19 protein-coding genes and 1 tRNA gene are annotated in these 20,092 nt (G+C 63.4%); 15 read left to right on the forward strand and 5 right to left on the reverse strand.

Going from position 1 to position 20,092, the window contains the following annotated elements:
- The first annotated feature begins 161 nt into the window (after positions 1–161).
- The 3 genes from LD110_RS17030 (at position 162) to LD110_RS17040 (ending at position 4,210) form a co-directional block, all read left to right on the forward strand.
- Positions 162–1,739, forward strand: a complete 1,578-nt coding sequence (locus LD110_RS17030; RefSeq protein WP_225500524.1) for a sensor histidine kinase — start codon at positions 162–164, stop codon at positions 1,737–1,739.
- A complete protein-coding gene (locus tag LD110_RS17035) occupies positions 1,736–2,410 on the forward strand; it encodes a response regulator (RefSeq protein ID WP_225500345.1) in 675 nt (224 codons plus the stop codon). Before LD110_RS17030 ends, LD110_RS17035 begins: the two co-directional genes overlap by 4 nt.
- A gap of 243 nt (positions 2,411–2,653) precedes the next feature.
- Positions 2,654–4,210, forward strand: a complete 1,557-nt coding sequence (locus tag LD110_RS17040; protein ID WP_225500346.1) for a S8 family serine peptidase — start codon at positions 2,654–2,656, stop codon at positions 4,208–4,210.
- A 126-nt stretch (positions 4,211–4,336) separates the two neighbouring features.
- Here LD110_RS17040 and LD110_RS17045 read toward each other — a convergent pair whose 3' ends face one another.
- Entirely contained in the window at positions 4,337–5,689 is a 1,353-nt protein-coding gene (locus LD110_RS17045; protein ID WP_225500348.1) for an MFS transporter, read from the reverse strand.
- Positions 5,690–5,865: 176 nt separating this feature from the next.
- On the opposite strand from LD110_RS17045, the gene LD110_RS17050 reads away from it, so the two are divergent.
- From LD110_RS17050 to LD110_RS17065, 4 genes are all read left to right on the forward strand, one after another.
- The gene (locus LD110_RS17050) at positions 5,866–6,624 is read left to right on the forward strand and encodes a GntR family transcriptional regulator (protein WP_225500350.1); all 759 of its coding nucleotides are present in this window, start codon (positions 5,866–5,868) and stop codon (positions 6,622–6,624) included.
- Positions 6,625–6,787: 163 nt separating this feature from the next.
- The gene (locus LD110_RS17055; protein WP_225500352.1) at positions 6,788–8,131 is read left to right on the forward strand and encodes an enolase C-terminal domain-like protein; all 1,344 of its coding nucleotides are present in this window, start codon (positions 6,788–6,790) and stop codon (positions 8,129–8,131) included.
- The gene (locus tag LD110_RS17060) at positions 8,128–9,642 is read left to right on the forward strand and encodes an aldehyde dehydrogenase (NADP(+)) (RefSeq protein WP_225500354.1); all 1,515 of its coding nucleotides are present in this window, start codon (positions 8,128–8,130) and stop codon (positions 9,640–9,642) included. Before LD110_RS17055 ends, LD110_RS17060 begins: the two co-directional genes overlap by 4 nt.
- Positions 9,639–10,847 carry a fumarylacetoacetate hydrolase family protein gene (locus LD110_RS17065; protein WP_225500356.1) on the forward strand — a complete coding sequence of 403 codons (1,209 nt, stop codon included), beginning with the start codon at positions 9,639–9,641 and terminating at the stop codon, positions 10,845–10,847. Before LD110_RS17060 ends, LD110_RS17065 begins: the two co-directional genes overlap by 4 nt.
- Here LD110_RS17065 and LD110_RS17070 read toward each other — a convergent pair.
- From LD110_RS17070 to LD110_RS17080, 3 genes are all read right to left on the reverse strand, one after another.
- Positions 10,837–11,850, reverse strand: a complete 1,014-nt coding sequence (locus tag LD110_RS17070; RefSeq protein ID WP_225500358.1) for an inorganic phosphate transporter — start codon at positions 11,848–11,850, stop codon at positions 10,837–10,839. The two genes, LD110_RS17065 and LD110_RS17070, sit on opposite strands and share 11 nt — an antisense overlap.
- A gap of 1 nt (position 11,851) precedes the next feature.
- Complete coding sequence (locus LD110_RS17075) at positions 11,852–12,469, reverse strand: DUF47 domain-containing protein (RefSeq protein WP_225500360.1); 618 nt, start codon at positions 12,467–12,469, stop codon at positions 11,852–11,854.
- 351 nt (positions 12,470–12,820) lie between these two features.
- Positions 12,821–13,480 (reverse strand): hypothetical protein, encoded by a 660-nt coding sequence (locus LD110_RS17080; protein WP_225500362.1) that lies wholly within the window; start codon positions 13,478–13,480, stop codon positions 12,821–12,823.
- A 206-nt stretch (positions 13,481–13,686) separates the two neighbouring features.
- Between LD110_RS17080 and LD110_RS17085 the strand changes: the two genes are divergently transcribed.
- The 3 genes from LD110_RS17085 (at position 13,687) to LD110_RS17095 (ending at position 15,101) form a co-directional block, all read left to right on the forward strand.
- Positions 13,687–13,762: transfer RNA gene (locus LD110_RS17085), tRNA-Lys, on the forward strand.
- A 403-nt stretch (positions 13,763–14,165) separates the two neighbouring features.
- Complete coding sequence (locus LD110_RS17090; protein WP_225500364.1) at positions 14,166–14,546, forward strand: hypothetical protein; 381 nt, start codon at positions 14,166–14,168, stop codon at positions 14,544–14,546.
- A 135-nt stretch (positions 14,547–14,681) separates the two neighbouring features.
- Complete coding sequence (locus LD110_RS17095; RefSeq protein WP_225500366.1) at positions 14,682–15,101, forward strand: hypothetical protein; 420 nt, start codon at positions 14,682–14,684, stop codon at positions 15,099–15,101.
- Between the two features lie 258 nt (positions 15,102–15,359).
- Here the strand turns inward: LD110_RS17095 and LD110_RS17100 are convergent, their stop codons facing one another.
- Positions 15,360–16,568, reverse strand: a complete 1,209-nt coding sequence (locus LD110_RS17100; protein WP_225500368.1) for a GGDEF domain-containing protein — start codon at positions 16,566–16,568, stop codon at positions 15,360–15,362.
- 106 nt (positions 16,569–16,674) lie between these two features.
- On the opposite strand from LD110_RS17100, the gene LD110_RS17105 reads away from it, so the two are divergent.
- From LD110_RS17105 to LD110_RS17125, 5 genes are all read left to right on the forward strand, one after another.
- Complete coding sequence (locus tag LD110_RS17105) at positions 16,675–17,691, forward strand: LacI family DNA-binding transcriptional regulator (protein ID WP_225500370.1); 1,017 nt, start codon at positions 16,675–16,677, stop codon at positions 17,689–17,691.
- Between the two features lie 170 nt (positions 17,692–17,861).
- Positions 17,862–18,185, forward strand: coding sequence for a helix-turn-helix transcriptional regulator (locus LD110_RS17110; RefSeq protein WP_225500372.1), 324 nt, complete (start codon positions 17,862–17,864; stop codon positions 18,183–18,185).
- Complete coding sequence (locus LD110_RS17115; protein ID WP_225500374.1) at positions 18,182–19,321, forward strand: SRPBCC domain-containing protein; 1,140 nt, start codon at positions 18,182–18,184, stop codon at positions 19,319–19,321. The genes LD110_RS17110 and LD110_RS17115 overlap by 4 nt, the downstream gene beginning before the upstream one ends.
- On the forward strand, positions 19,314–19,766 hold the full coding sequence (locus LD110_RS17120) for an SRPBCC family protein (protein ID WP_225500377.1): 453 nt from the start codon (positions 19,314–19,316) through the stop codon (positions 19,764–19,766). The genes LD110_RS17115 and LD110_RS17120 overlap by 8 nt, the downstream gene beginning before the upstream one ends.
- On the forward strand, positions 19,763–20,092 hold the full coding sequence (locus LD110_RS17125; protein WP_225500379.1) for a YciI family protein: 330 nt from the start codon (positions 19,763–19,765) through the stop codon (positions 20,090–20,092). Before LD110_RS17120 ends, LD110_RS17125 begins: the two co-directional genes overlap by 4 nt.

The following is a 20,092-nucleotide window of genomic DNA, read 5'->3' on the forward strand; positions in this document are numbered from 1 at the left end:
TGTGTTCATTGTGTTCACGTGTCCGCGCGGTTTTGCGGACTGATAATGGAACACGAACCGCGAGCGGACGAATGTCGCGGAGCAGAATGGCCTGCCAAACGTCGGCCGCGGAAGGAATTGATGTGCCCAGGAAAGTGCGGCGGTTTTTCCGACGGCACCGGGTGTCTCTCGCCGGTCAATACCTTGGCCTTCAATTGCTGATAGTCCTGGCAGTGCTGGTGGGCGTCATCGCCGTGTCCCTGGCACAATCCGTGGATACCTTCGAGCGCGTCGAAGGCCGCCGTGCGTTGTCCGCGGCTGAGTCGGTGGCTGCCATGCCGCTTGTTCGGGCCCTCCTGCCATCGGCCGCGCCCGGGCACGGAGCCGCGCTGCCCGCCGTTGCCGAATCGGCGCGAACTGTGTCCGGATCAAGCTTTGTGATCCTGGCCAAGCCGGATCGGACCATCCTGACCTCCCCGGACCCGTCGCAGCTGGCAACGCCGCTGGAACTCGGCGACAGCCAGGTTCTCGCCGGCCGGGCCTGGACCGGCGCGGTGAAAGCCAGCGGAGTTGTGTCACTTGTGGCCCATGTTCCGGTATTAGACGACGGCGGCAAGATGGTGGGCATCGTGGCCGTAGGCCGGGAGTACCCCTCGCTCATAGACCGCCTTGGCGACGCGGCACCGGACCTGCTGACGTACCTTGGTGTTTCACTCGCCCTAGGCACCGTGGGGTCATTCCTCTTGTCACGCAGGGTAAAGCGACAGACCCTGGGGCTTGAGCCGGAAGAGATCGCCGGATTGGTGGAGCACCGTGAGGCGATCCTGTATGGCGTGAAGGAAGGCGTGATTGCGCTGGACACCCATCAGCGGGTCACCGTGGCCAACGCTAGCGCGCGGGAGTTCCTGGGGCTTCCGGAAGACTGCCTGGGGCGCCAGCTCGACGAGCTGGGCCTAGATGAAGGATTGCGGGAGGTCCTGACCACGGACCAGCCCGACCCCGACCGCTTGGTGCTGGTAGGGGAGCGCGTGGTGGTCCTCAACCGAAAGCCCGTAGTCACCCACGGCAAGGTGATCGGTTCAGTGACCACGCTGCGTGACCGGACCGAGCTGTCCACGCTGGAGAAGGAACTCGGCGCCACGCGCACCACCACGGACACCCTCCGCGCCCAGACCCACGAGTTCGCCAACCAACTCCACACCATCTCCGGACTGATCCAATTGAAGGAGTACGACGAGGTAGTCAGCTTCGTTGACGGCGTCAGCCTGAGCAGGACGCGCCTCTATGATGACGTGACGTCCAGGATCGCGGACCCGGCCCTCGCGGCCCTCCTTATAGCGAAGGCCAGCCTTGCCGCCGAACGCGTCGTCAACCTCCAGTTGCAGCCGGAATCCCAGCTCGGCAGGGTTGACGATCCGCTGTCGCGCGACCTGACCACAGTGGTCGGCAACCTGGTAGACAACGCCCTGGACGCCGTCGCGGGCTTGCCGAACGCCACCGTCCAGGTGACTCTGACGGAGTCGGCGCACGACATTCTGGTGATGGTCCGGGACTCCGGGCCGGGTGTGGATGAAGGGCGGATGGCGGATATCTTCCGTCAGGGATTCAGCACCAAAGCGCCAAAGCCCGACGGCGGCAGGGGCTTTGGGCTGGCGATCACACGGCTAGTATGTCTGAGGCGGGGCGGGGAAGTACGCGTCCACAACGACGAAGGCGCTGTCTTCACAGCCCGCCTGCAGAAGCGGAGCACACCCGAATGATCAATGTCCTGATAGTCGACGACGACTTTATGGTTGCCAAAGTCCACGCGGGGTTTGTGCGGCAGACGCCCGGGTTTTCCGTGGTTGGCGTGGCGCATACGGGAGCTCAGGCGCTGGAGGAGGCCCAGCGGCTCAAGCCGGACCTTGTGCTGCTTGACATCCACTTGCCGGACATCAGCGGACTGGACCTTCTCCACCAACTGCGCGAGGCTGCGCCGGAACTGGACGTCCTGGTGATCAGTGCAGCCCGGGAAATGGACACGGTCCGCAGGGCCCTACGGGGCGGAATCGTGCACTACCTCATGAAGCCCTTCTCCGGTGAGGACCTACGTGAGCGGTTGGAGCACTACCAACAGACGTATGGCTCCATGACGTCTTCGAAGACAACGGCCGAGCAGGCCGACGTGAACCGCGTCTTCGGCGTGAGCCGCCGGGAACGCCCCCTCCCCAAGGGCTGCTCCGTGGAGACGCTGCGCATGGTGGAGAGTTTGCTGAAGGACACTGGCACAGATGTATCCGCCACGGAAGCTGCGGATGTCCTGGGAACTTCGCGTGTCAGCGCTCGCCGATATTTGGAGTATCTGAATGAGGAAGGCCGCGTGACGGTGCAGCTGCGGTACGGCGGGGTTGGCCGTCCCGAGCGGCGTTACGCGTGGCGGCGCGGCGAGTAGGCGGCTGGATCTAGCGTGCGGCTGGATCTGGCGTGCGGCTGATCTCGTGCCTGCGGCTTAACGGACGGTCAGTTGGGAAAAGCCGGCCGAACCTCTTCCGTGATGTGATTTGCGCCACTAGTCTCGGTTCCGTGAGTGGAGGCCCCGCCGATCCGGAGGCCTCCCGAACGCCCGGGACCCCCTCCCGGGAGCGGATCAGTCCGGGAGCCGAATAGGCGTCCCCGGCGAAATGAAAGGCACAAGATGCGATCACGCTCATTGAGGTTGCCCCTGCTTTGTGTGGGGGTTGTGGCGGGACTTACCCTCGCTGGCACGGTCCCCGCCGCCGTTGCGCAAACGACGACGGCGGGTACCGCGGGTGCGAGCACGCAGGCTGCTGCGGGCGCCCAGAACTACCTCGTTCTCTACCGTTCCGGCGGAAAGGCGGCTGGGAAGTCGCTCGATGCCATCAAGGCCGCTGGGGGCACTCTTGTCCAGGACTATGGCGCCATTGGTGTCGCCGTCGTCTCCTCCGCGTCCTCCGACTTCTCCACCCGGCTCCGCGCCGCGGACTCGAGTGTCGAGGCAGCGGCGGGAACGGCGTCGTTCGGTGTTGCACTTGAAGGCTCGGCAGCCAACGATGCTGACGCTGCGGCGGCACTTGGCCCCGTCTCTCCGCCCACTCCGGCAGCCGGCAGCGACAATTTGTCCGGCCTCCAGTGGGACATGGACCAGATTCACGCTCCTGAGGCCCGCGCCCTGAGCGGCGGAAGTGCCTCAGTGGTGGTTGGTGACATCGATACCGGCCTGGACTTCACCCACCCCGACCTCGCACCGAACGTGGACTTTGCCCGCTCCGTTTCCTGCATCAGTGGCGTCCCTGACACGAATCCGGCTGCGTGGATGGACGACAACGGGCACGGCACGCACACAGCAGGTACGATCGCCGCCGCAAAGAATGGCCTGGGCATTGTGGGAGTCGCTCCCAACGTGAAGATCGCAGGCATCAAGGCCGGAAACGCTGACGGCTTCTTCTTCCCTGAGGCAGTGGTGTGCTCATTCATGTGGGCAGCCGAGAAGGGCATCCAAGTAACCAACAACAGCTACTTCGCCGACCCGTGGCTTTTCAACTGCAAGAACGATCCGCAACAGAAGGCCATTTGGGAAGCCGAACGCCGAGCCATCAGGTTCGCACAGCAGAAGGGCACCACGGTTGTGGCGTCGCTGGGCAACGCATCAGATGACCTGGCGCATCCCACGCAAGACGTCACGAGCCCGGATGACACCACGCCGGTGACGCGCGAGATTTCGAACGCCTGCGCCGTTGTGCCAGCCGAAGTTCCGGGTGTTGTTGGAGTCTCCGCGAACGGGAACAAGGGCTTCAAGTCCTACTACTCGAACTACGGCTCGGGTGTCACGGATGTCATCGCTCCGGGTGGGGACCGCCGCTTCCAGGTGACCCCTGCCGCTGTCAACGGCCGCGTGCTGTCCACGTACCCGGCGGCGGCGTTCTGCCCGCCGGCGCTGAAGGTTGTGGACTCGGGTGCGAGCTATTGCTACCTGCAGGGTACGTCGATGGCCGGCCCGCACGTTGCTGGCGTCGCGGCACTTGTGGCGAGTGCCGGCGTCGTATCTCCAGGAAACGTCGCTGCGCGACTGACCGGCACAGCCGATCCTGTCGCGTGCCCGGCTGACATGTCTGTCTACGCGGGGTTCCCAGCCGTTGACAACGGGGCGCCGCAAGTGTGCACCGGGGGAACCGGCTACAACTCCTTCAATGGACGCGGGCAGGTGAACGCACTGGCCGCGATTGGCGGTTGATTCTGTAGATCCAAGGAAAAAACGAGTGCTCCGCACCCGGCCGATCTGAGGTTCAGAAGGGTCGGGTGCGGAGCTGTTTTGCTGCCCGGACTAGTTTGGGGCGTTGGAAGGCCAGCTTCCAGGAAGTCAGCTGCTGGGGACGCTCTGCGAACCATCCACCTTGAGGGGCTCGACCCGACCTAGGAAGAATACGTAATTTACCGCTCCCAGCAGCGCGATGCAGCCGATCACCGCCAGTGGGGCAATGAACGAGCCGGTGGCATCCACCAGCAGGCCAATGATGATCGGCGTGAAGATGCCGGCCAGATTCGAGGCGAAGTTCTGCAGGCCGCCGATTGAACCGACGTGCCGCGAGCTGGGAGCGACGTCGGCCGGCAGGGACCAAATGCCTGTGGCTGCGACGGTCAGGCTCGAGTAGGCGATGGACAGGAGCGCAAGGGCCATCCATGCTTCAGGGACCATTGCCGCAAACATGATGACAGACCCGCCCGCCAAGCCGCCGGCGATAGCGGTCTTCCGGACCTTGTTGACCGAGTGCCCATTCCCCACCGCCCGGTCGGCCAGGTAACCGCCCAGCCAGCCCGCCAGGACGGCGCAAATGCCCGGAATGGCGCCGAAGAAGCCGAGCTTGAGCAGGTCGAAGCCGCGTTCCTTCACGAGGTAGCTCGGGAAGAACGTAATGAAGAAGTAGATGGCGCTGTTCAGGCAGAAGAAGCCGAACATCATCGCCAGGATGGTGCGGTATTTGAACAATGCCCGCCAAGGCAGCTTTGCGGCGCCGTCGTCGTCACTGTTGGCACTGCGGGCACCGCCTTCCTGGATGTAGGCGAGTTCCTCGGGACTGATCCCAGGGTGCTTGTCCGGATCGCGGTACACCTTCCACCAAACAGCCGCCCAGATGATGCCGAGCGCGCCGATAATGATGAAGACGCCGTGCCAGGACATCAACGACACCACCAGCGTCACGATCGGGAGTGCTATGACGGCGCCCACCCGTGAACCTGAGTCCCAAATGCTTGTGGCGAAGGCCCTCTCGCGGACCGGGAACCAAGTGGCCACTACCTTGGCGGACGTGCTGGGCGCCGGGCTCTCGCCTATACCCAGCAGGAAACGGGCGGCGAACAGGCTCCAAAAGCCACGTGCGAATGCCGTCGCCATGGTGAAAATGGACCACCAAAGGGCGGCCAGCGTAAATGAGCGGCGTGGGCCCACCTTGTCCACGTACCATCCCGCGGCGAGTTGGCAAAAGTCATAGGCCCAGAAAAAGGCGGCGAAAATAAGACCCTGCTGGGTGGCGCTCAGCTTGAAGTCCTCGCCCATAAAGGGCAATGCAACGCTCAGGCTTGAACGGTCCAAATAGTTGATGCTCAGCCCAACAAAGGCTAGCCAGATGATCATCCAGCGCATTCTTGAGCTAAGGCGTTTCCGTGGGGGAGTTCCGGCCCCGGCCAGGCCGGTTTTACTTCCGAGGGCGGTCATGGGGAGTCTCCTTTGACGATTCGATGACGCTGCGTTCGGAGGATCCTCAATAAAGGATCCAAGGGATTGGCGGAGCCGCCGCCGCGGAATCATATAGGAACGCCAGCAATCATATAGACTGTGTGATCTGAGTCAACCCCATATGATTTAGAGACTTGTCGTACAGAGAGGTGCCAATGCCCCGAGCAATGGATATTCCCGGGTCGTCCCCCGAGTCTCCACGGGGCAAGGCCGCAGCAGGAGAGGCCTACGGCGTACTACGCGCCCTGATCCTGGAAAGTGCACTGGAGCCGGGTGAGCGGCTGAATATTGATGCCATCGCGCGACGGTTGGAGGTCTCGCAGACCCCCGTGCGCGAGGCCCTGCAACGCCTGGAGGGCGACAACCTGGTGGTGTATACGCCGGGCAAGGGCTACAGCACAACACCTCTGCTCGGCCCCGAGGAACTTCGCTCGCTCTTTGAATTCCGGCTCCTCGTGGAACCCTGGGCGGCCCGCTCGGCCGCGGTCGACCGCCTGGCCAACCCTGGGAGTGCGCTTCGGGCCGAAATTGATTCGCTTGAACAAAGCATCGATGAGCTAAACGCGTCAGGCGGCGGTGACATTCGGCAACTCCTCGTCGCCCACGACGCCCGCTTCCACGACATCGTCCTGGAAGCGGTTGGGAACTCCGTAGTGCGGCATGCCTTCGATCAGACCCATTGCCACCTGCACACGTTCCGTCTCTACCGCGCGGACGTCAGCGGCGGCCGTACCGTAGAGGAGCATGGCGAGATTGCAAGCGCTATTGCGGCCTGCGACGCGGCCGGCGCTGAAGCTGCGATGAGCCGCCATATCTTCAATTCCTTTGATCGATTTGCGCAGGCCTACGCGGGGGAACCGGGAATATCGCCGCTGTCGCGATCCAGCCGACCCAGGACTCGCTTGGCCCCCTAAGCTGCCGTCGGCGCAAAATCCCGTGAAAAACCCCCGGCCCCGCCGGGGGTTTTTGTTTTCCCGCACCCATTTTCCCTTAGTGCCCCCTTGACGGGGCCGATGGTTCCTATATGATTTTCCATATTCATATAGGATTCCCATCCCAGCGACGAGAGAGAGTCCCGTGTCCCGCATTTCATCCATCACCACGCACGACGTCCGCTTCCCCACGTCCCTCGAGCTCGACGGCTCCGACGCGGTCAACGTGGACCCCGACTATTCCGCCGCCTACGTCATTGTCCGCACGGACTCGGGCGAGGAAGGCCACGGCTTCGTCTTCACATGTGGCCGCGGCAACGACATCATTGTCCGGGCCATCGAGTCATACGCCTCCCTCCTGGTAGGCCGCGACGCGGACGAACTGGTGAACGACCTCGGTGAAGCCTCCCGCCGCCTGGTCCACGACTCGCAGCTGCGCTGGCTTGGCCCGGAAAAGGGCGTGAGCCACATGGCCTGCGGCGCAGTGGTGAGCGCGCTCTGGGACATTCGGGCGCGGCGCGAAGGTAAGCCCCTGTGGCTGCTCCTCAGCACCATGACCCCGGAAGAACTGGTGGACGTGGTGGACTTCACCCACATCTCCGACGCCCTCACACCGGCTCAAGCCCTCGACATCCTCCGAGCAGGCGAGGCCGGAAAAGCCGATCGGATCGCTGCCCTCCAAGCCAATGGCTACCCCGCGTACACCACATCGCCGGGCTGGCTCGGCTACAGCGACGAGAAGCTCGTGCGGCTCAGCCGCGAGGCAGCTGCCGAGGGCTTCTCGATGATCAAGCTCAAGGTGGGCGGCAGCCTTGCGGACGACCGTCGTCGTCTCCGCCTGGCGCGGGAAGCGGTTGGGCCGCTGCCCATCGCGATCGATGCCAACCAGCGCTGGGATGTCCCAGATGCCATCACCTGGGTCAATGAGCTGGCCGAGTTCAACCCGTACTGGATCGAGGAACCCACCAGCACCGACGACATCCTGGGCCACGCGACCATCCGTCGGGGGGTCACGCCGGTACGGGTTGCCACCGGAGAAGCCGTTGCAAACCGCATCGTCTTCAAGCAACTCCTCCAAGCCGGCGCCATCGACGTCCTGCAGCTCGACTCCACACGCGTGGCCGGCGTCAACGAGAACATCGCGAACATCCTGCTCGCCGCGCGTTTCGGCGTCCCCGTTTGCCCGCACGCCGGGGGTGTGGGCCTGTGCGAACTCGTCCAGCACTTCTCCTTCTTCGATTACGCGGCTGTCACCGGAACGCAGGAGGGCCGCATGATCGAGTACGTCGACCACCTACACGAGCACTTTGCGGAGCCGGTGAGGATTGTGGGCGGACGCTACGCCGCACCTCAGCGTCCGGGCACAGGTGCGGAGATGCTTACCGCCTCGCGCGAGCGGTGGGAATTCCCGTCGGGCGCAGGGTGGTTGGAAGTGGGCGGCCGCGCTGCGGTCAGCGCTTCGCAGGCGACTGTTGTGGGGCAGCGATGAATCAGGCCTTGCTTGGGGAAAGGACGACGGCGGCGCAACTCTCCTCCGCGGTTGACGCCGCGCACGCCGCGTTCCTGGAGGCTCGGACTATCAGCCCCGCCACACGGGCGAAGTGGCTTGACGCAGTTGCTGCCGCGCTCGAGGCAGATGCCGGCTCCCTCATCGACGTCGCCTGTAAGGAGACCCACCTGGGCTCTCAACGGTTAACCGGAGAGTTGCGCCGGACAATCTTCCAGTTGCAGCTCCTTGCCGAGGAGATTCGTGGAGGTGAGCACCTCGACGCGACAGTAGATCACGCCGACCCGGATTGGGGTATGGGTCCACGGCCAGACATCCGCCGGATGAACGTGCCCCTCGGTGTAGTGGGTGTCTTCGGGGCGTCTAATTTTCCATTTGCCTTCAGTGTGGCCGGCGGGGACACTGCCTCGGCGCTGGCCGCTGGTTGCGCCGTTGTCCACAAGGGGCACGACGGCCACCCCGAGCTGGCGGCCCGCACCGCCGCCGCCGTTACGCGGGGCCTCGGCGACGCCGGCGCCCCGGCAGGGCTCTTTACCCTCGTCACTGGGCGGGAGGCCGGCGTCGCACTGGTGGAACACCCCAGGGTCAAGGCGATCGGCTTCACCGGCTCGACGGCGGGCGGGCGGGCACTGATGGATCGCGCCGCTGCCCGGCCGGAACCCATCCCCTTCTTCGGGGAGCTTGGCGGTATCAATGCCGTTGTGGTCACTCCCTCCGCGTGGGCTGAGCGGCGGGACACCATCCTCGCCGAGTACGCGGCGTCATTCACTATGGGGATGGGCCAGTTCTGCACAAAGCCCGGCTTGCTGTTTGTGCCGGCTTGCGCGGACGAGGAGCTCCAGGCACCGCTCGGAGACGCACTTGCTACAGTGCGACCGCATCCCCTGCTCACGGAGCGGTTGGCCGCGGGATTCGAAGGTTCGGTCCGGTCAATGGCCGAACGCAGCGGAGTCCGGGAGCTCATCCAGGGGAGTTTCGATGCCACGCCACGTCCAACCGTGCTGGTGGCCGAAGCATCCGCGGCGCTCTCCGAACCGGAACTGCTGCGGAACGAAATGTTCGGTCCGGCCAGCCTGGTGGTCCGCTATTCCAACGACGATGAGTTGCAGGCCATCGTTGACCTTCTAGAGGGGCAGCTCACCACGGCGATTCACGGAACGGCTGATGACGCCGTCGATGAATTGGTGGAGAAGCTCACCGAACGCAGCGGCCGAGTGCTGTGGAACGCCTGGCCCACGGGCGTCACCGTGAGTTACGCCCAGCATCACGGCGGGCCCTACCCGGCGGCCTCCAGCGCCAGCACTTCAGTGGGCACGGCTGCCATCCGCCGCTTCCTGCGGCCTGTTGCGTTCCAAGGCTGGCCACAGGATCGGCTCCCGGAGCCCCTTCGCGACGCGAATCCATGGGGCGTTCCGCAGCGTGTGGATGGCAACTGGGAACGTCCGTCCTTAGGGTCGGTCCAGCAGCCTGTACAAAAGGTGGTGACGGCATGAGAACCGATGAAGAGTACGTGCAGCAAGTGCTGCCCATCGATGCGGAGCAGGCTGTCCTCGTCGGGCGCGTATGGGATCCGGTCAACGGCGGGCCCCGTGTGGCCGCGGTTCACGGCGCCGACGTCTATGACCTTCAAGAGGAGGCGCCAACCGTCGCCGGGCTGCTCGCCGCCAGTGAGCCTGCCGCCGTCGTACGCGCCATTGTTGGCCGACTCCCAGGCCCACGTTGGCAGACGGCTGAACTCTTGCGGGCTGCGGAGGCCCACGACCGCAACAGGCCACACTTCCTGGCGCCCACCGACCTGCAGGTGGTGAAGGCGTGCGGCGTGACGTTTGTGGACAGCATGATTGAACGTGTCATCGAGGAGCGTGCCGGCGGAGATCCGCGCAGGGCGGCAGAACTGCGCGAGCGAGTGGGCGCCGCGCTGGGCGGCAGCCTGGCTGATGTCCGGCCGGGCAGCCCCGAGGCAGACCGCGCCAAGGCTGTGTTTCAGGCAGAAGGACTGTGGTCCCAGTACCTTGAGGTGGGCATCGGGAAGGATCCGGAGGTGTTCACCAAGGCGCCGGTGCTTGCGTCCGTGGGCTACGGGGCTGGAATCGGGATCCTGGGTTCCTCCGAGTGGAACAATCCGGAGCCGGAGCTCGTACTCCTGGTCTCGCCCGACGGCCGTCCCGTTGGCGCCACCTTGGGCAACGACGTCAACCTGCGCGACATTGAGGGCCGCAGCGCGCTGTTGCTCGGCAAGGCCAAGGACAATAACGCGTCGAGCGCCCTCGGCCCGTTCATCCGCCTATTCGACGACACATTTACGCTGGACTCGCTGCGGAACGAGGACATCCTGCTTGATGTGCTTGGTCCGGATGGTTTCCGCTTGGAAGGGCGTAACAGCCTGTCTCGTATTAGCCGGCCGTTCGAAGAACTCATTGCCGCGACGGTAGGGCCGCACCACCAGTATCCCGATGGTTTTGCGCTCTATACCGGCACGCTCTTTGCCCCGGTGCAGGATCGTGCAGAAGCTGGTCGCGGGTTCACGCATTGCGTGGGGGATCGGGTGGAGATTTCGAGCCCGAAGCTTGGAACCCTTGCCAACGTGGTGGCCCGCTGTGACGAGCTTCCGCCGTGGGAATACGGTTTGGGGGAGTTCATCGCCTACTTATCGCGATCGGCCAGGGTGGGCCTCCCGGCGGCGCCCGTTAGCGGGTAAGCGGTGAACAGGCCAGGGCGAAAATGAATGCGACGAAGGCCGTCACAGCCGGGGTCAGCAGCCAGAACTTGAAGATGCGGAGGGCCAGCCGGCGGTGCGTTGTGGAGATCTTCTGGTTGGCTCCTGCGCCCAGCGTGGCCGACGTGAGCGTGTGCGTGGTGGATAGTGGCCAATGCAGCGTGATGGCGCCGACGAACAGCATTACAGAGGTGAGGGCTTGCACCACGAAGCCTCGCAGCGGATCGACGCGGATGAGCTTGTAGCCCAGCGTGTAAGCGATCCGCCAACCGCCGAACAAAGTGCCAAGCGTCAGGAACGAGGCCGCCACGATCAGTACCCACGGCGGGAGTTCATGGCTTGGCGTGACTCCCGCGGCCAGCATCGCGAGGATCAGGACGGCCGCTGTCCGCTGCCCGTCCTGGATCCCGTGGCCAAAGGCGACTGCCGCCGTCGAAACCGCCTGGGCGCGCCGGAAGCGACTGTTGATGACGTTCGGCTGCGCATAGCGGGCTGCCCATGTCACGGGCCAGATCAGCAGGTAGGCCGCCAGGAAGGCCAGCACGGGGGACAGGACCAGCGGCAAGACAATCTGCGTCAGGACGGACTCATCCGCGCCCTGGATGGAGCCAGTGCCGGTGGCGACTCCCGCCGTCGCGGCTCCGGCGATCCCGCCCACCAGGGCGTGCGTCGAAGACAACGGTATTCCACGCCACCACGCATAGACACCCCAGAGGATGGCGCTGAGCAGGCCGGAAGCCAGGATCGCCAGCCCGGAGGGCCCGGACGGCAGGATGATCCAATCCATGCTGGTGGCCAGGGCGAAGCCGCCGCTTAGGACTGCACCTACAAAGTTGAACAAGGCGGCCAGCACCACGGCGACAGAGGGGGTCAGCGCCCTTGTACGGACTGACAGGGCGACGGCGATGGAGGCGTCCCGGAAACCGTTCACGAAGGCGAAGGTGCCGGCCAGGACCACCACCAGCACCAGGAAAGGCACCGTCACGTCAGGATTCCTTGACGATGATGCTGCCAACCTGGGTGGCCACGCGCCGCATGTCCTTGGTGACATCCACCAGCTGTGTGGCAACATCCCTGTTCCGTGAGTACTGCGCTGCCTTCATTTCCTTGAGCATGTCCGCCACCCACACACGATGGGTGCGTTCGGCGCGCTTTGCCAGGCGCAGGATCTCGATCCAGTAATCCTCGAGGTCGTCCAAGTCGTCCAGGCGCCGCATCGCGTCCACAGTCAGGTCCGCCTGGCGGCTGATGATCTCAAGCTGGTCCGCAGCCCGCTTTGGCAGGCGGTCCAGCTTGTACAGGGCCACTAGGTCCGCGGCCGCGTCCAGCTTCTCCATGGCCTCGTTCAGGAAGCGGGACAGAACATACATGTCTTCGCGCGGCAGGGGGTTCACAAAGCTGGTGCGCATATGCGTGAGGAGGGCGAAGTGCAGCTCAGTGGATTTGGCCTCGTGGTTGTGCATATCCTCGACCAGCCGGTCGTAGTCCGCAGCAGACGCCCCGAGGATTTCGGACATGGTCGCCGCGCCGAGGGCAATCTGGTGCGCCATCTGGGAAAGCAGGTTCAGCCCCGCAGGTTCCTGGGGAAAGAGGCGAAGCTTCACTGGTCTTCCGGTCTCGGGAGGGCGGCGGGGGGCCAGCATGCCGGTTCGGATTGACTTGACGCATCCCCTTGGTCGAACGTCAGTTTACCGGCTGGAAGTTAAAGGGAAGCAGGAACCGAATTGTTGTGTCCCGCACGCAGAGAGGCGCGGAATCTTGCTCAATCAGTAAGAGGGCATAAAAGTGGTGCCGAACCGGATACGCCTCTCGGCGGTAGGCCGCTCGTAGCGGCTATAAGTTGAAGCCCGGGGGTTTCGCAGCTCGACACCACTTTTAGTTTTCTACCCTGCCGGACGTTAGTCAACATTGACATGAGGCGCCTGAGTGGCTACGTCCGGCAAGTTTGCTCAGCTTTAGTCCAGTTCGCCCAGACGCCAGGCATTTGCGGCATGCTCCAGGTCCTCGGCGGTCTTGACCAGTTTGTGGGAACTGTGCGTCAGCCTGCTCGCGTGGCTCTCGTTTGTGTGCTCGGCCCCGTCCGCGATGTTGGCCTGACCCAGCGCAATCACACGACAAAACGCGGCGGAACGCTCCAGCGCGACGTCAAATTCGCCTTCGAATGCGCCCGACAGGATAGCGTCGGCCATTTGTTTCATCTCTTCGGCTCCCGGGGGCTCGGCAGCCCCGGCGACAACATGCGACACCTGGGCTATGTCCCGGCCAGCCCGGAAGTACACGGAAACCCGCTCAGGGTTCTGCACAGTGAAGGCACGGATTGCGTACAGGCGCCACAAGGCACCCGGCAGGGAGCGGGCAGGGCTTTCGGCCCACATCTCTGCGATGGCGTCCAGGCCCTGTTCGTCCGCGAGTTTGACCAGCCTGCGGGTCACTTTGGGATCGCCGCTGTCCCGGCCATGGCGCACCAGCGCCTGCGCCGCGAGATGTGCTGCCTCTGAGACCCTGGCGGGATCGGCGCCACCGGCGAACGGTTCAAAATCGATCGGCGCAAAGGGCTTCGGCCTATGGTGCCGTGGAGCTGTGCCGCCTGTCCTTGATCCTGATTGTTCGCTCATGCCCCCACGCTACTCCTGTGGGGTTCGGGGGTCGAGGCGCGGCAGCTGGCCTTTGGTTTGGTCCCGTTCCGTGTGGGGGCCCCGTGCTGGGGCAGCGAAGTACGACGGCGGCACGCCTCGGTGGGTGCCAAACCGCGCCGTGCGGTGCGGTACAGTAATTAAGGTCCAGAAATGGACTGGGCTGGCAGTCTCCGGACGGCTGGCAGGGGCCTTTAGCTCAGTTGGTAGAGCATCGGACTTTTAATCCGTGGGTCGTGGGTTCGAGTCCCACAGGGCCCACCATTGCAGCAGGTCAGGAGCACATCAGCTTCTGACCTGCTTTGTCTTCCGGATCGGATCCAACGGAAAACCCAACGAATTCGCACAAGGCATGCCCGAGGTCTACCGCGCATTGCTCATTGAGGATAGGCGGTCATTGACGGCCTTTGCCGCTGAACGGACTCGCTTAATGCCCAGCACTTCGTGCTCTTCCATCGCCATGGGAAGTTTCACAATAGGACGGATGTCTGCCGGGAAGTCATGCAGGTAGGGCCGGCCGCTGCGCGGGATGTCTCGATCCTTTCTGACAATGAAGCTGGCAGCGTCGGTTGGAGCGTGGCCTTAGTATCCTTCAGACCCTTGAGTTCACCTGCTTTTCTGTTGCATTTCAGTTGCTTTGAACTTGCAGGAGTGCGATTATTGAGACATGGAAGCAACGACCCGGCATGACATTCATCTGAGTACCACCCGGATGAACATTCACGACCTCGTGCGGGAGCTCAATGAGAACTTGGGAACGACGGTCGTCCAGACCATGGCCGGCGTCAAGGACCGCACGTCTCCGTTCCGGTGGGCCAAGCCTGACGGCCCGGAGCCCCGGCCGGAAGTCGAATCCCGACTGCGTTTGGGTCATCGCGTGTGGAAGACCCTTGAGCTTGCCGAAGGCAAGCATGTCGCGTTGGCCTGGCTGATGGGTGCCAACCCCCGTCTGGACGAAGAACTTCCTGTCCTTTACATCCAGCAGTTGCGTTCTCGTGAGGTTTTGGGGGCGGCCGAAGCATTCGTGAATGATACATACGCCGCATGATCACGACTGCGAAGGGGCGCCAGTGCGCCTCGACGGGGCTCACCCTTGTCCCGGCCGCGGGAGAAATGTCGTTCAGGGTAGCGAAGGACCGCTACGGCGCACTATCGGTCAGGAAAGAATTCCATCGTGGGCCCCATGCCTATAGGAACGACTGCAACTAGCGATTCCCGGGGACGAGACGACAGCGTAGGCTCGACGATCTACTTCGCTGACTCCCGCCGGTGTGCCTACGCCGAGGTGTTGCTCGGATTCCGGCAGCAGCGCGCGTCCCTGGCAAAAGCTGCGGAATCCATCGGATGGACCGTCGAGGACTACATCACGAGCGTCCGGGCGCAGGCCCAGGAAAACGGGATCGACGTCCCATGGGCCATTTCGGTGGACTGGCAAATGGACCGTTCGATCTACGAGATCCGGCTCCCGCGCCAGGGGTGGTGGGTTCTTGCCGGTCCTTGGAGCCCGACCGTGAAGATCAGGGACCTCATCTTTGCTGTAGGCGCGTGCCGGAGTTGGTTGGACACTGACAGGCGCGCTGTGCGACGCGGCGAGGCGATTTGACGGCTTCCGTAAATGACTGCATGGCCATCGCGTCAGCAATCCACTTCACGGATACCTTGGTGCCGGACGCGACGAGCGAGATCTTGTGACCCATAGGGCTTTTGGACTTCGAACGATGAAATGTTCCTGTAAGCGAAAGACTCGAGGTCGAACCCCCGAACTTCTTTGTATAAAAGACCAGGCGCCCCTCGGTGGCTATCAGGATTCCATTTCGGAGCGCGCGCAATCTCTCGAGTTCGCTGGAAGCATCGGGCGATTTCACGCGCTTCCGGGCGGCCTGCGCGTTTCCGGCGAGTTCGGCGAGGTAGCTCTCCCTGAGCTCAGCAATCCCCCCAGGATCGCGCGGTTTCGGCCTTGGGACTTGGCCTTGTAGAGCGCGGCATCGGCCGAAGCGATGAAATCCCTCAACTCGGCGCGCGGGCTGTCCAAGGACACTATCCCGTAGCTGGCGGTAGGCATCCTGAAACCGTTCGGGGTTTTCGCGCGCTCCAAGTCGGCACTGATCTCGTGGGCCACGAGTGTGGCGCGGTACGGGTTGGCGCCCGGAAGGAGCATGATGAATTCCTCGCCGCCGTACCGACCAACCAGGTCCGTGGAACGAACTGCGGCTTGGCAGGCATTGGCAAAGATTTTCAGGGCGCTGTCGCCCGCAGCGTGCCCATAGGTGTCGTTGACGGACTTGAAGTGGTCCAGGTCTGCCAGGATCAGGGTCCCGTGGATTCCGTCTTCCCGCAGCCGGTTCAATTCGCTTGCGGCCCTTTCAAGGAACGTCTGGCGGTTCAGCAGGCCCGTGAGGCCATCGCGGGACGCCGCTACACGAAGGTCCCGGTTCTGCTGTTCACTGCTAAGCGCGGACATGCTGAACGACACCACGGCAAGCAACGCCATAGTCACCAGGGTTGTAACCGCGGAACCAAAAAACGTAGTGAACGCGGGACTATTGGGGCCTTGAATCACGAAGGTGACAAATCTGCCGAAGTAATACGTGGACATGAGTCCTGCGGCAACGGCCATTGGAATTCGAGCCTGGGAAAAACCGGCCTCCAGCTGCCACAATTCACGCGCTGCCAATCCAATAGTCGTGGACATAAACGCAAGGAAAATAGCGCCACCGGACCACGTATTAGACGCAGGGCTGTCAAAAGCAGAAACCACCACGGTAATCACGGCGGGCACAGGCAGGAACCACATATGCTGTCGGACTTTGCGCAGTGATCTGGCCCCCGCCCACACGCTGCTTCCGCCAGCTACCAGCAGGAAATTCCCTAAAGGGTTGGCCCACACCTGGTGGTCTGTTCCGTTCAATAAATAGGCGGCCGAGCCGGTTAGGAAAAGCGTCAGCGCAACACACCACCAGGCGCTATAAGCCGAGCGTGTGCCTCGAAAGGCCGCGAAATAGAAAAGCAGGCAGAGCGTAAGCGCAACAACGGCAAAAGCCACCCTTAGGCTTGCCGTGTCGAGTGTCATAGTCCGGTTCCCCCGATTAGCCGACTGCCTGCTGATCAAGTATGCCACCGGCCCATTCAATATGCTTGGGGGCGTACAGAATTTCCGGGCCGAGGGGGCACATCAAATGGCAGGACCGAGTGATGGACGGCGCCTGCCACGGCTGGAGGACGTGGCGGAACGCGCCGGCGTATCCCACCAGACCGTCTCCCGCGTGGTGAACAACCATCCCAACGTGAGCCCAAAAACCCGCGAAAAGGTGGAAGCTGCCATCGCCGAGCTCGGCTACCGGCGCAATCCCGCCGCGCGAAGCCTGGTGACCCGGCGCTCGCAGACCATCGGCGTACTCGGCAGCGAACTCTCCCAGTACGGTCCGGCCAACACTCTGCTGGGGGTGCAGCAGGCCGCCCGCGATGCCGGCTATTTCGTCAGTATTGCGGCCCTCAAGGAAGTGAGCCCGGAAGCAATCGCCGACGCGGTCCGGCACTTCATGGACCAGGGCGTCGACGGACTGGTTGTCCTTGTTCCGCATCCTGGCACGCTCCAGGCTTTGGAACCGTTGGACCTTGACCTTCCACTTGTCGTGGTGGGCGTAGGTGGCGCCGAACGGTACAGCGGTGCCATGGTGGACCAAACGCTCGGGGCGCGTATCGCCGTCGAACATCTCATCGCTCAGGGCCACCGGCACATTGCCCACGTTTCCGGCCCGGCGGACTGGATCGACGCGACGGCCCGCGCCGAAGGCTGGCGGGCAGCGCTGCGCGACAGTGGCCTGGCGGATGACCTCATTCTTAAAGGTGATTGGAGCGCGGGCAGCGGCTACAGGATCGGGCAGCAACTCGCCGAGGAGAGAACAGCAACAGCCGTTTTTGTGGGCAACGACCAGATGGCTCTCGGATTACTGCGCGCCTTTGGCGAGGCAGGAGTGCGGGTGCCGCAGGACGTTTCCGTAGTTGGCTTCGACGATCAGCCTGAGGCCGGTTATTTTATGCCACCCCTGACCACTGTGCGGCAGGACTTCGAGGAACTCGGACGTCGGTGCATGGACGCCATGCTGGGACAGCTCAGCGGCGCAATGGAGGGCACAACCACCATAGTTCGGCCGGAACTCGTGGTCCGCAGCAGCACATCCGCCCCCGCTTAGGCCTGGGCCTCTGTTTCCCGGCGTCCTTCCTACCCGGTTGCCAAACCGTCCCTCCCAGCAGCCAGCCCAAACGCGGCGTGTTGCCATGACACGCCGTCGTGCCGAAAAAGCAGCTGGGCAGGGCGGCAAAACCATTGATTAATGCGTTAGTGGCTACTAACGTATTTGCTGTGCCTGATCTTCTGGAAGTCGCCACGGAGCCCAACAGGCGCGCACTGCTTCGTCTCTTGGCGGAGGGGGAAATGACTGTGACGCAATTGACCGGGCACTTCTCGGTCAGTCGGTCTGCGATCTCCCAGCACCTGCTGCTCCTGTCGGAGGTGGGGCTCGTCACCGCACGCAAGGACGGCAGGAACAGGTACTACCGGCTGGACGGCGCAGGAATGGTCCGGCTGCGAAGAGAATTCGAAGCTTTCTGGACGCATGAGCTGGATCTGCTGGTGGTCGACGCCAACCGGCTCAGCCAGCAAACACAGCAAGGGAAGATCCAATGACATTCAGCAAGACCGTCGTTCTGCCCGTCGACCCGGACGAGGCCTTCGCGCTGATCACCCAGCCGGAAAGGCTGCGCCGCTGGAAGGCCGTGGCGGCTCGGGTGGACCTGCGGGTGGGCGGCGAATACCGGCTCACCGTGGTTCCGGGCCATTCAGCCAGTGGCACCTACCAGGAAATTGAGCCAGGCAAGCGGGTCGTCTACACCTGGGGCTGGGAAGAGGCCGACGCCGGCCTGCCGCCCGGAGCGTCCACTGTCACCGTGACGTTGGAAAAGGTCGACGGCGGTACCGCTGTCACGCTGGTGCACGAAGGCCTGACTGCTGAACAGGAAGCGAGCCATGCTGAGGGGTGGGAGCACTTCCTTGGTCGTCTGGTGCAGGCGGCAAGTCACGGAGACGCCGGCCCCGACGAGTGGGCTGCCGTACCCGACCCCCTTAACGAATTGGGCAGCGCCGAGGCTGCGCTTGCCCTGACCCAGAGGGCCCTATTCAACGTCCAGAGGGTGATGTTTCACGTGAATCCTTCGGCGGAACAAACGGTGGATGCGCAGCTGGAACGCCTTGTTGGAGCCCTCGATGCGGTTGCAGCACCATTGGGCGTGCCTGTTTCCACTAGCGAGACTGGACTGGGCGGGGCCAGGGCCGGGTCGCCTGAGGTGACGGTCGCCGATTTGGGCCAAGCGGCAATTGAGTCGCTGCGGGCCAGGGGAGAAGCTGGGACGGTCCGGCTGGGGTCCGCCGAACTTCCTGTTACTACAGTGGCGACCCTCCTGGCGGTTGAGCTGCTGGTCCACGCCTACTCTGCAACGGACAGTGCGGGACAAGCACTCGATGTCCCGGAAGCATTGTCCGGCTACGTACTGGCGAGGGGGCGGGAAGCCCTCAGTGCTGAGGCTATGGCCCGAGCACACGCGGACGAGGCTGGAAACGTGGTCGGCGCACATCCGGAGGCTGGCCTGGGTGCCGTCGCCGAGAACCACGAGGAACCAAACGCACATGCAGCAGGCGCGTTGCTGCTGGCCGAGTCAGGAGCCAGCCTCGAACGGCTCGCTGCCCTCTCAAGCCGCAGTGCCGCCGTCGGGCACCACAGCGGTAGTCAGGATGCAGCAAACGTGAGAGGAGAGGTCCATGGTTGACGTTACGAGTGAAGCGGTGATCAACCGCCCGCGGGAGGTGGTGGCCGGCTATGCCGCCAACCCGGACAATGCGCCTGAGTGGTATTCCAACATCGATTCCGTGCATTGGGAGACGCCACCGCCGCTCGCTGTTGGCTCGAAACTGGCGTTCAAAGCCCAATTCATGGGCAGGACGCTGGAGTACACGTACGAGTTTGTCGAATGGGAACCGGGTCGGAAACTCGTAATGCGTACCGCCCAGGGTCCGTTTCCAATGCAAACCACTTACACCTGGGAAGACGCCGGAGAAGGCGCCACCCGAATGACATTGCGCAATAACGGAAAACCGTCGGGCTTTTCTTTCATTGCCGGCGCGGTGATGGCCCCAATGATTAAGCGGGCCACCCGCAAAGACCTAGCCGCACTGAAATCAATTCTCGAGGAAAAAGGAAAGGGAGAGCAATGAGCAAGTACATGTTTATCTACAAGGGACCGGCAACGCCTATTGACCAATTCACCGAGGAACAATCCGCCGAGTCCATGGCGGGCTGGAACGAATGGATGGCCAAGATGGGCCCGGCCCTGTTGGACGGCGGGCAGCCCTTCGCAGCCCGGACGTCCCTGGTGGACGACGGGACAACAGCCGAGGCCACGGACCTGAATGGCTACTCGATTGTGGAGGCGGAAAGCTTGGAGGCGGCCACGGCGCTCGCCGCCGGTCACCCGTTCCTCAACGAGGGCAACGGCAGGTTCAGCTTGGAGATCTTCGAGCTTGCACCCGTGCTGATGTAA

The organism is Arthrobacter sp. M4, from assembly GCF_020251205.1.
Classification (GTDB): domain Bacteria; phylum Actinomycetota; class Actinomycetes; order Actinomycetales; family Micrococcaceae; genus Arthrobacter.

Bases quoted from the DNA above. Each gene is read 5' to 3' on its own strand.
- LD110_RS17035 (WP_225500345.1), top strand. From the start codon at position 1,736: ATGATCAATGTCCTGATAGTCGACGACGACTTTATGGTTGCCAAAGTC.
- LD110_RS17040 (WP_225500346.1), top strand. From the start codon at position 2,654: ATGCGATCACGCTCATTGAGGTTGCCCCTGCTTTGTGTGGGGGTTGTG.
- LD110_RS17045 (WP_225500348.1), bottom strand. From the start codon at position 5,689: ATGACCGCCCTCGGAAGTAAAACCGGCCTGGCCGGGGCCGGAACTCCC.
- LD110_RS17050 (WP_225500350.1), top strand. From the start codon at position 5,866: ATGCCCCGAGCAATGGATATTCCCGGGTCGTCCCCCGAGTCTCCACGG.
- LD110_RS17060 (WP_225500354.1), top strand. From the start codon at position 8,128: ATGAATCAGGCCTTGCTTGGGGAAAGGACGACGGCGGCGCAACTCTCC.
- LD110_RS17065 (WP_225500356.1), top strand. From the start codon at position 9,639: ATGAGAACCGATGAAGAGTACGTGCAGCAAGTGCTGCCCATCGATGCG.
- LD110_RS17080 (WP_225500362.1), bottom strand. From the start codon at position 13,480: ATGAGCGAACAATCAGGATCAAGGACAGGCGGCACAGCTCCACGGCAC.
- LD110_RS17090 (WP_225500364.1), top strand. From the start codon at position 14,166: ATGGAAGCAACGACCCGGCATGACATTCATCTGAGTACCACCCGGATG.
- LD110_RS17095 (WP_225500366.1), top strand. From the start codon at position 14,682: ATGCCTATAGGAACGACTGCAACTAGCGATTCCCGGGGACGAGACGAC.
- LD110_RS17100 (WP_225500368.1), bottom strand. From the start codon at position 16,568: ATGACACTCGACACGGCAAGCCTAAGGGTGGCTTTTGCCGTTGTTGCG.
- LD110_RS17105 (WP_225500370.1), top strand. From the start codon at position 16,675: ATGGCAGGACCGAGTGATGGACGGCGCCTGCCACGGCTGGAGGACGTG.
- LD110_RS17115 (WP_225500374.1), top strand. From the start codon at position 18,182: ATGACATTCAGCAAGACCGTCGTTCTGCCCGTCGACCCGGACGAGGCC.
- LD110_RS17120 (WP_225500377.1), top strand. From the start codon at position 19,314: ATGGTTGACGTTACGAGTGAAGCGGTGATCAACCGCCCGCGGGAGGTG.
- LD110_RS17125 (WP_225500379.1), top strand. From the start codon at position 19,763: ATGAGCAAGTACATGTTTATCTACAAGGGACCGGCAACGCCTATTGAC.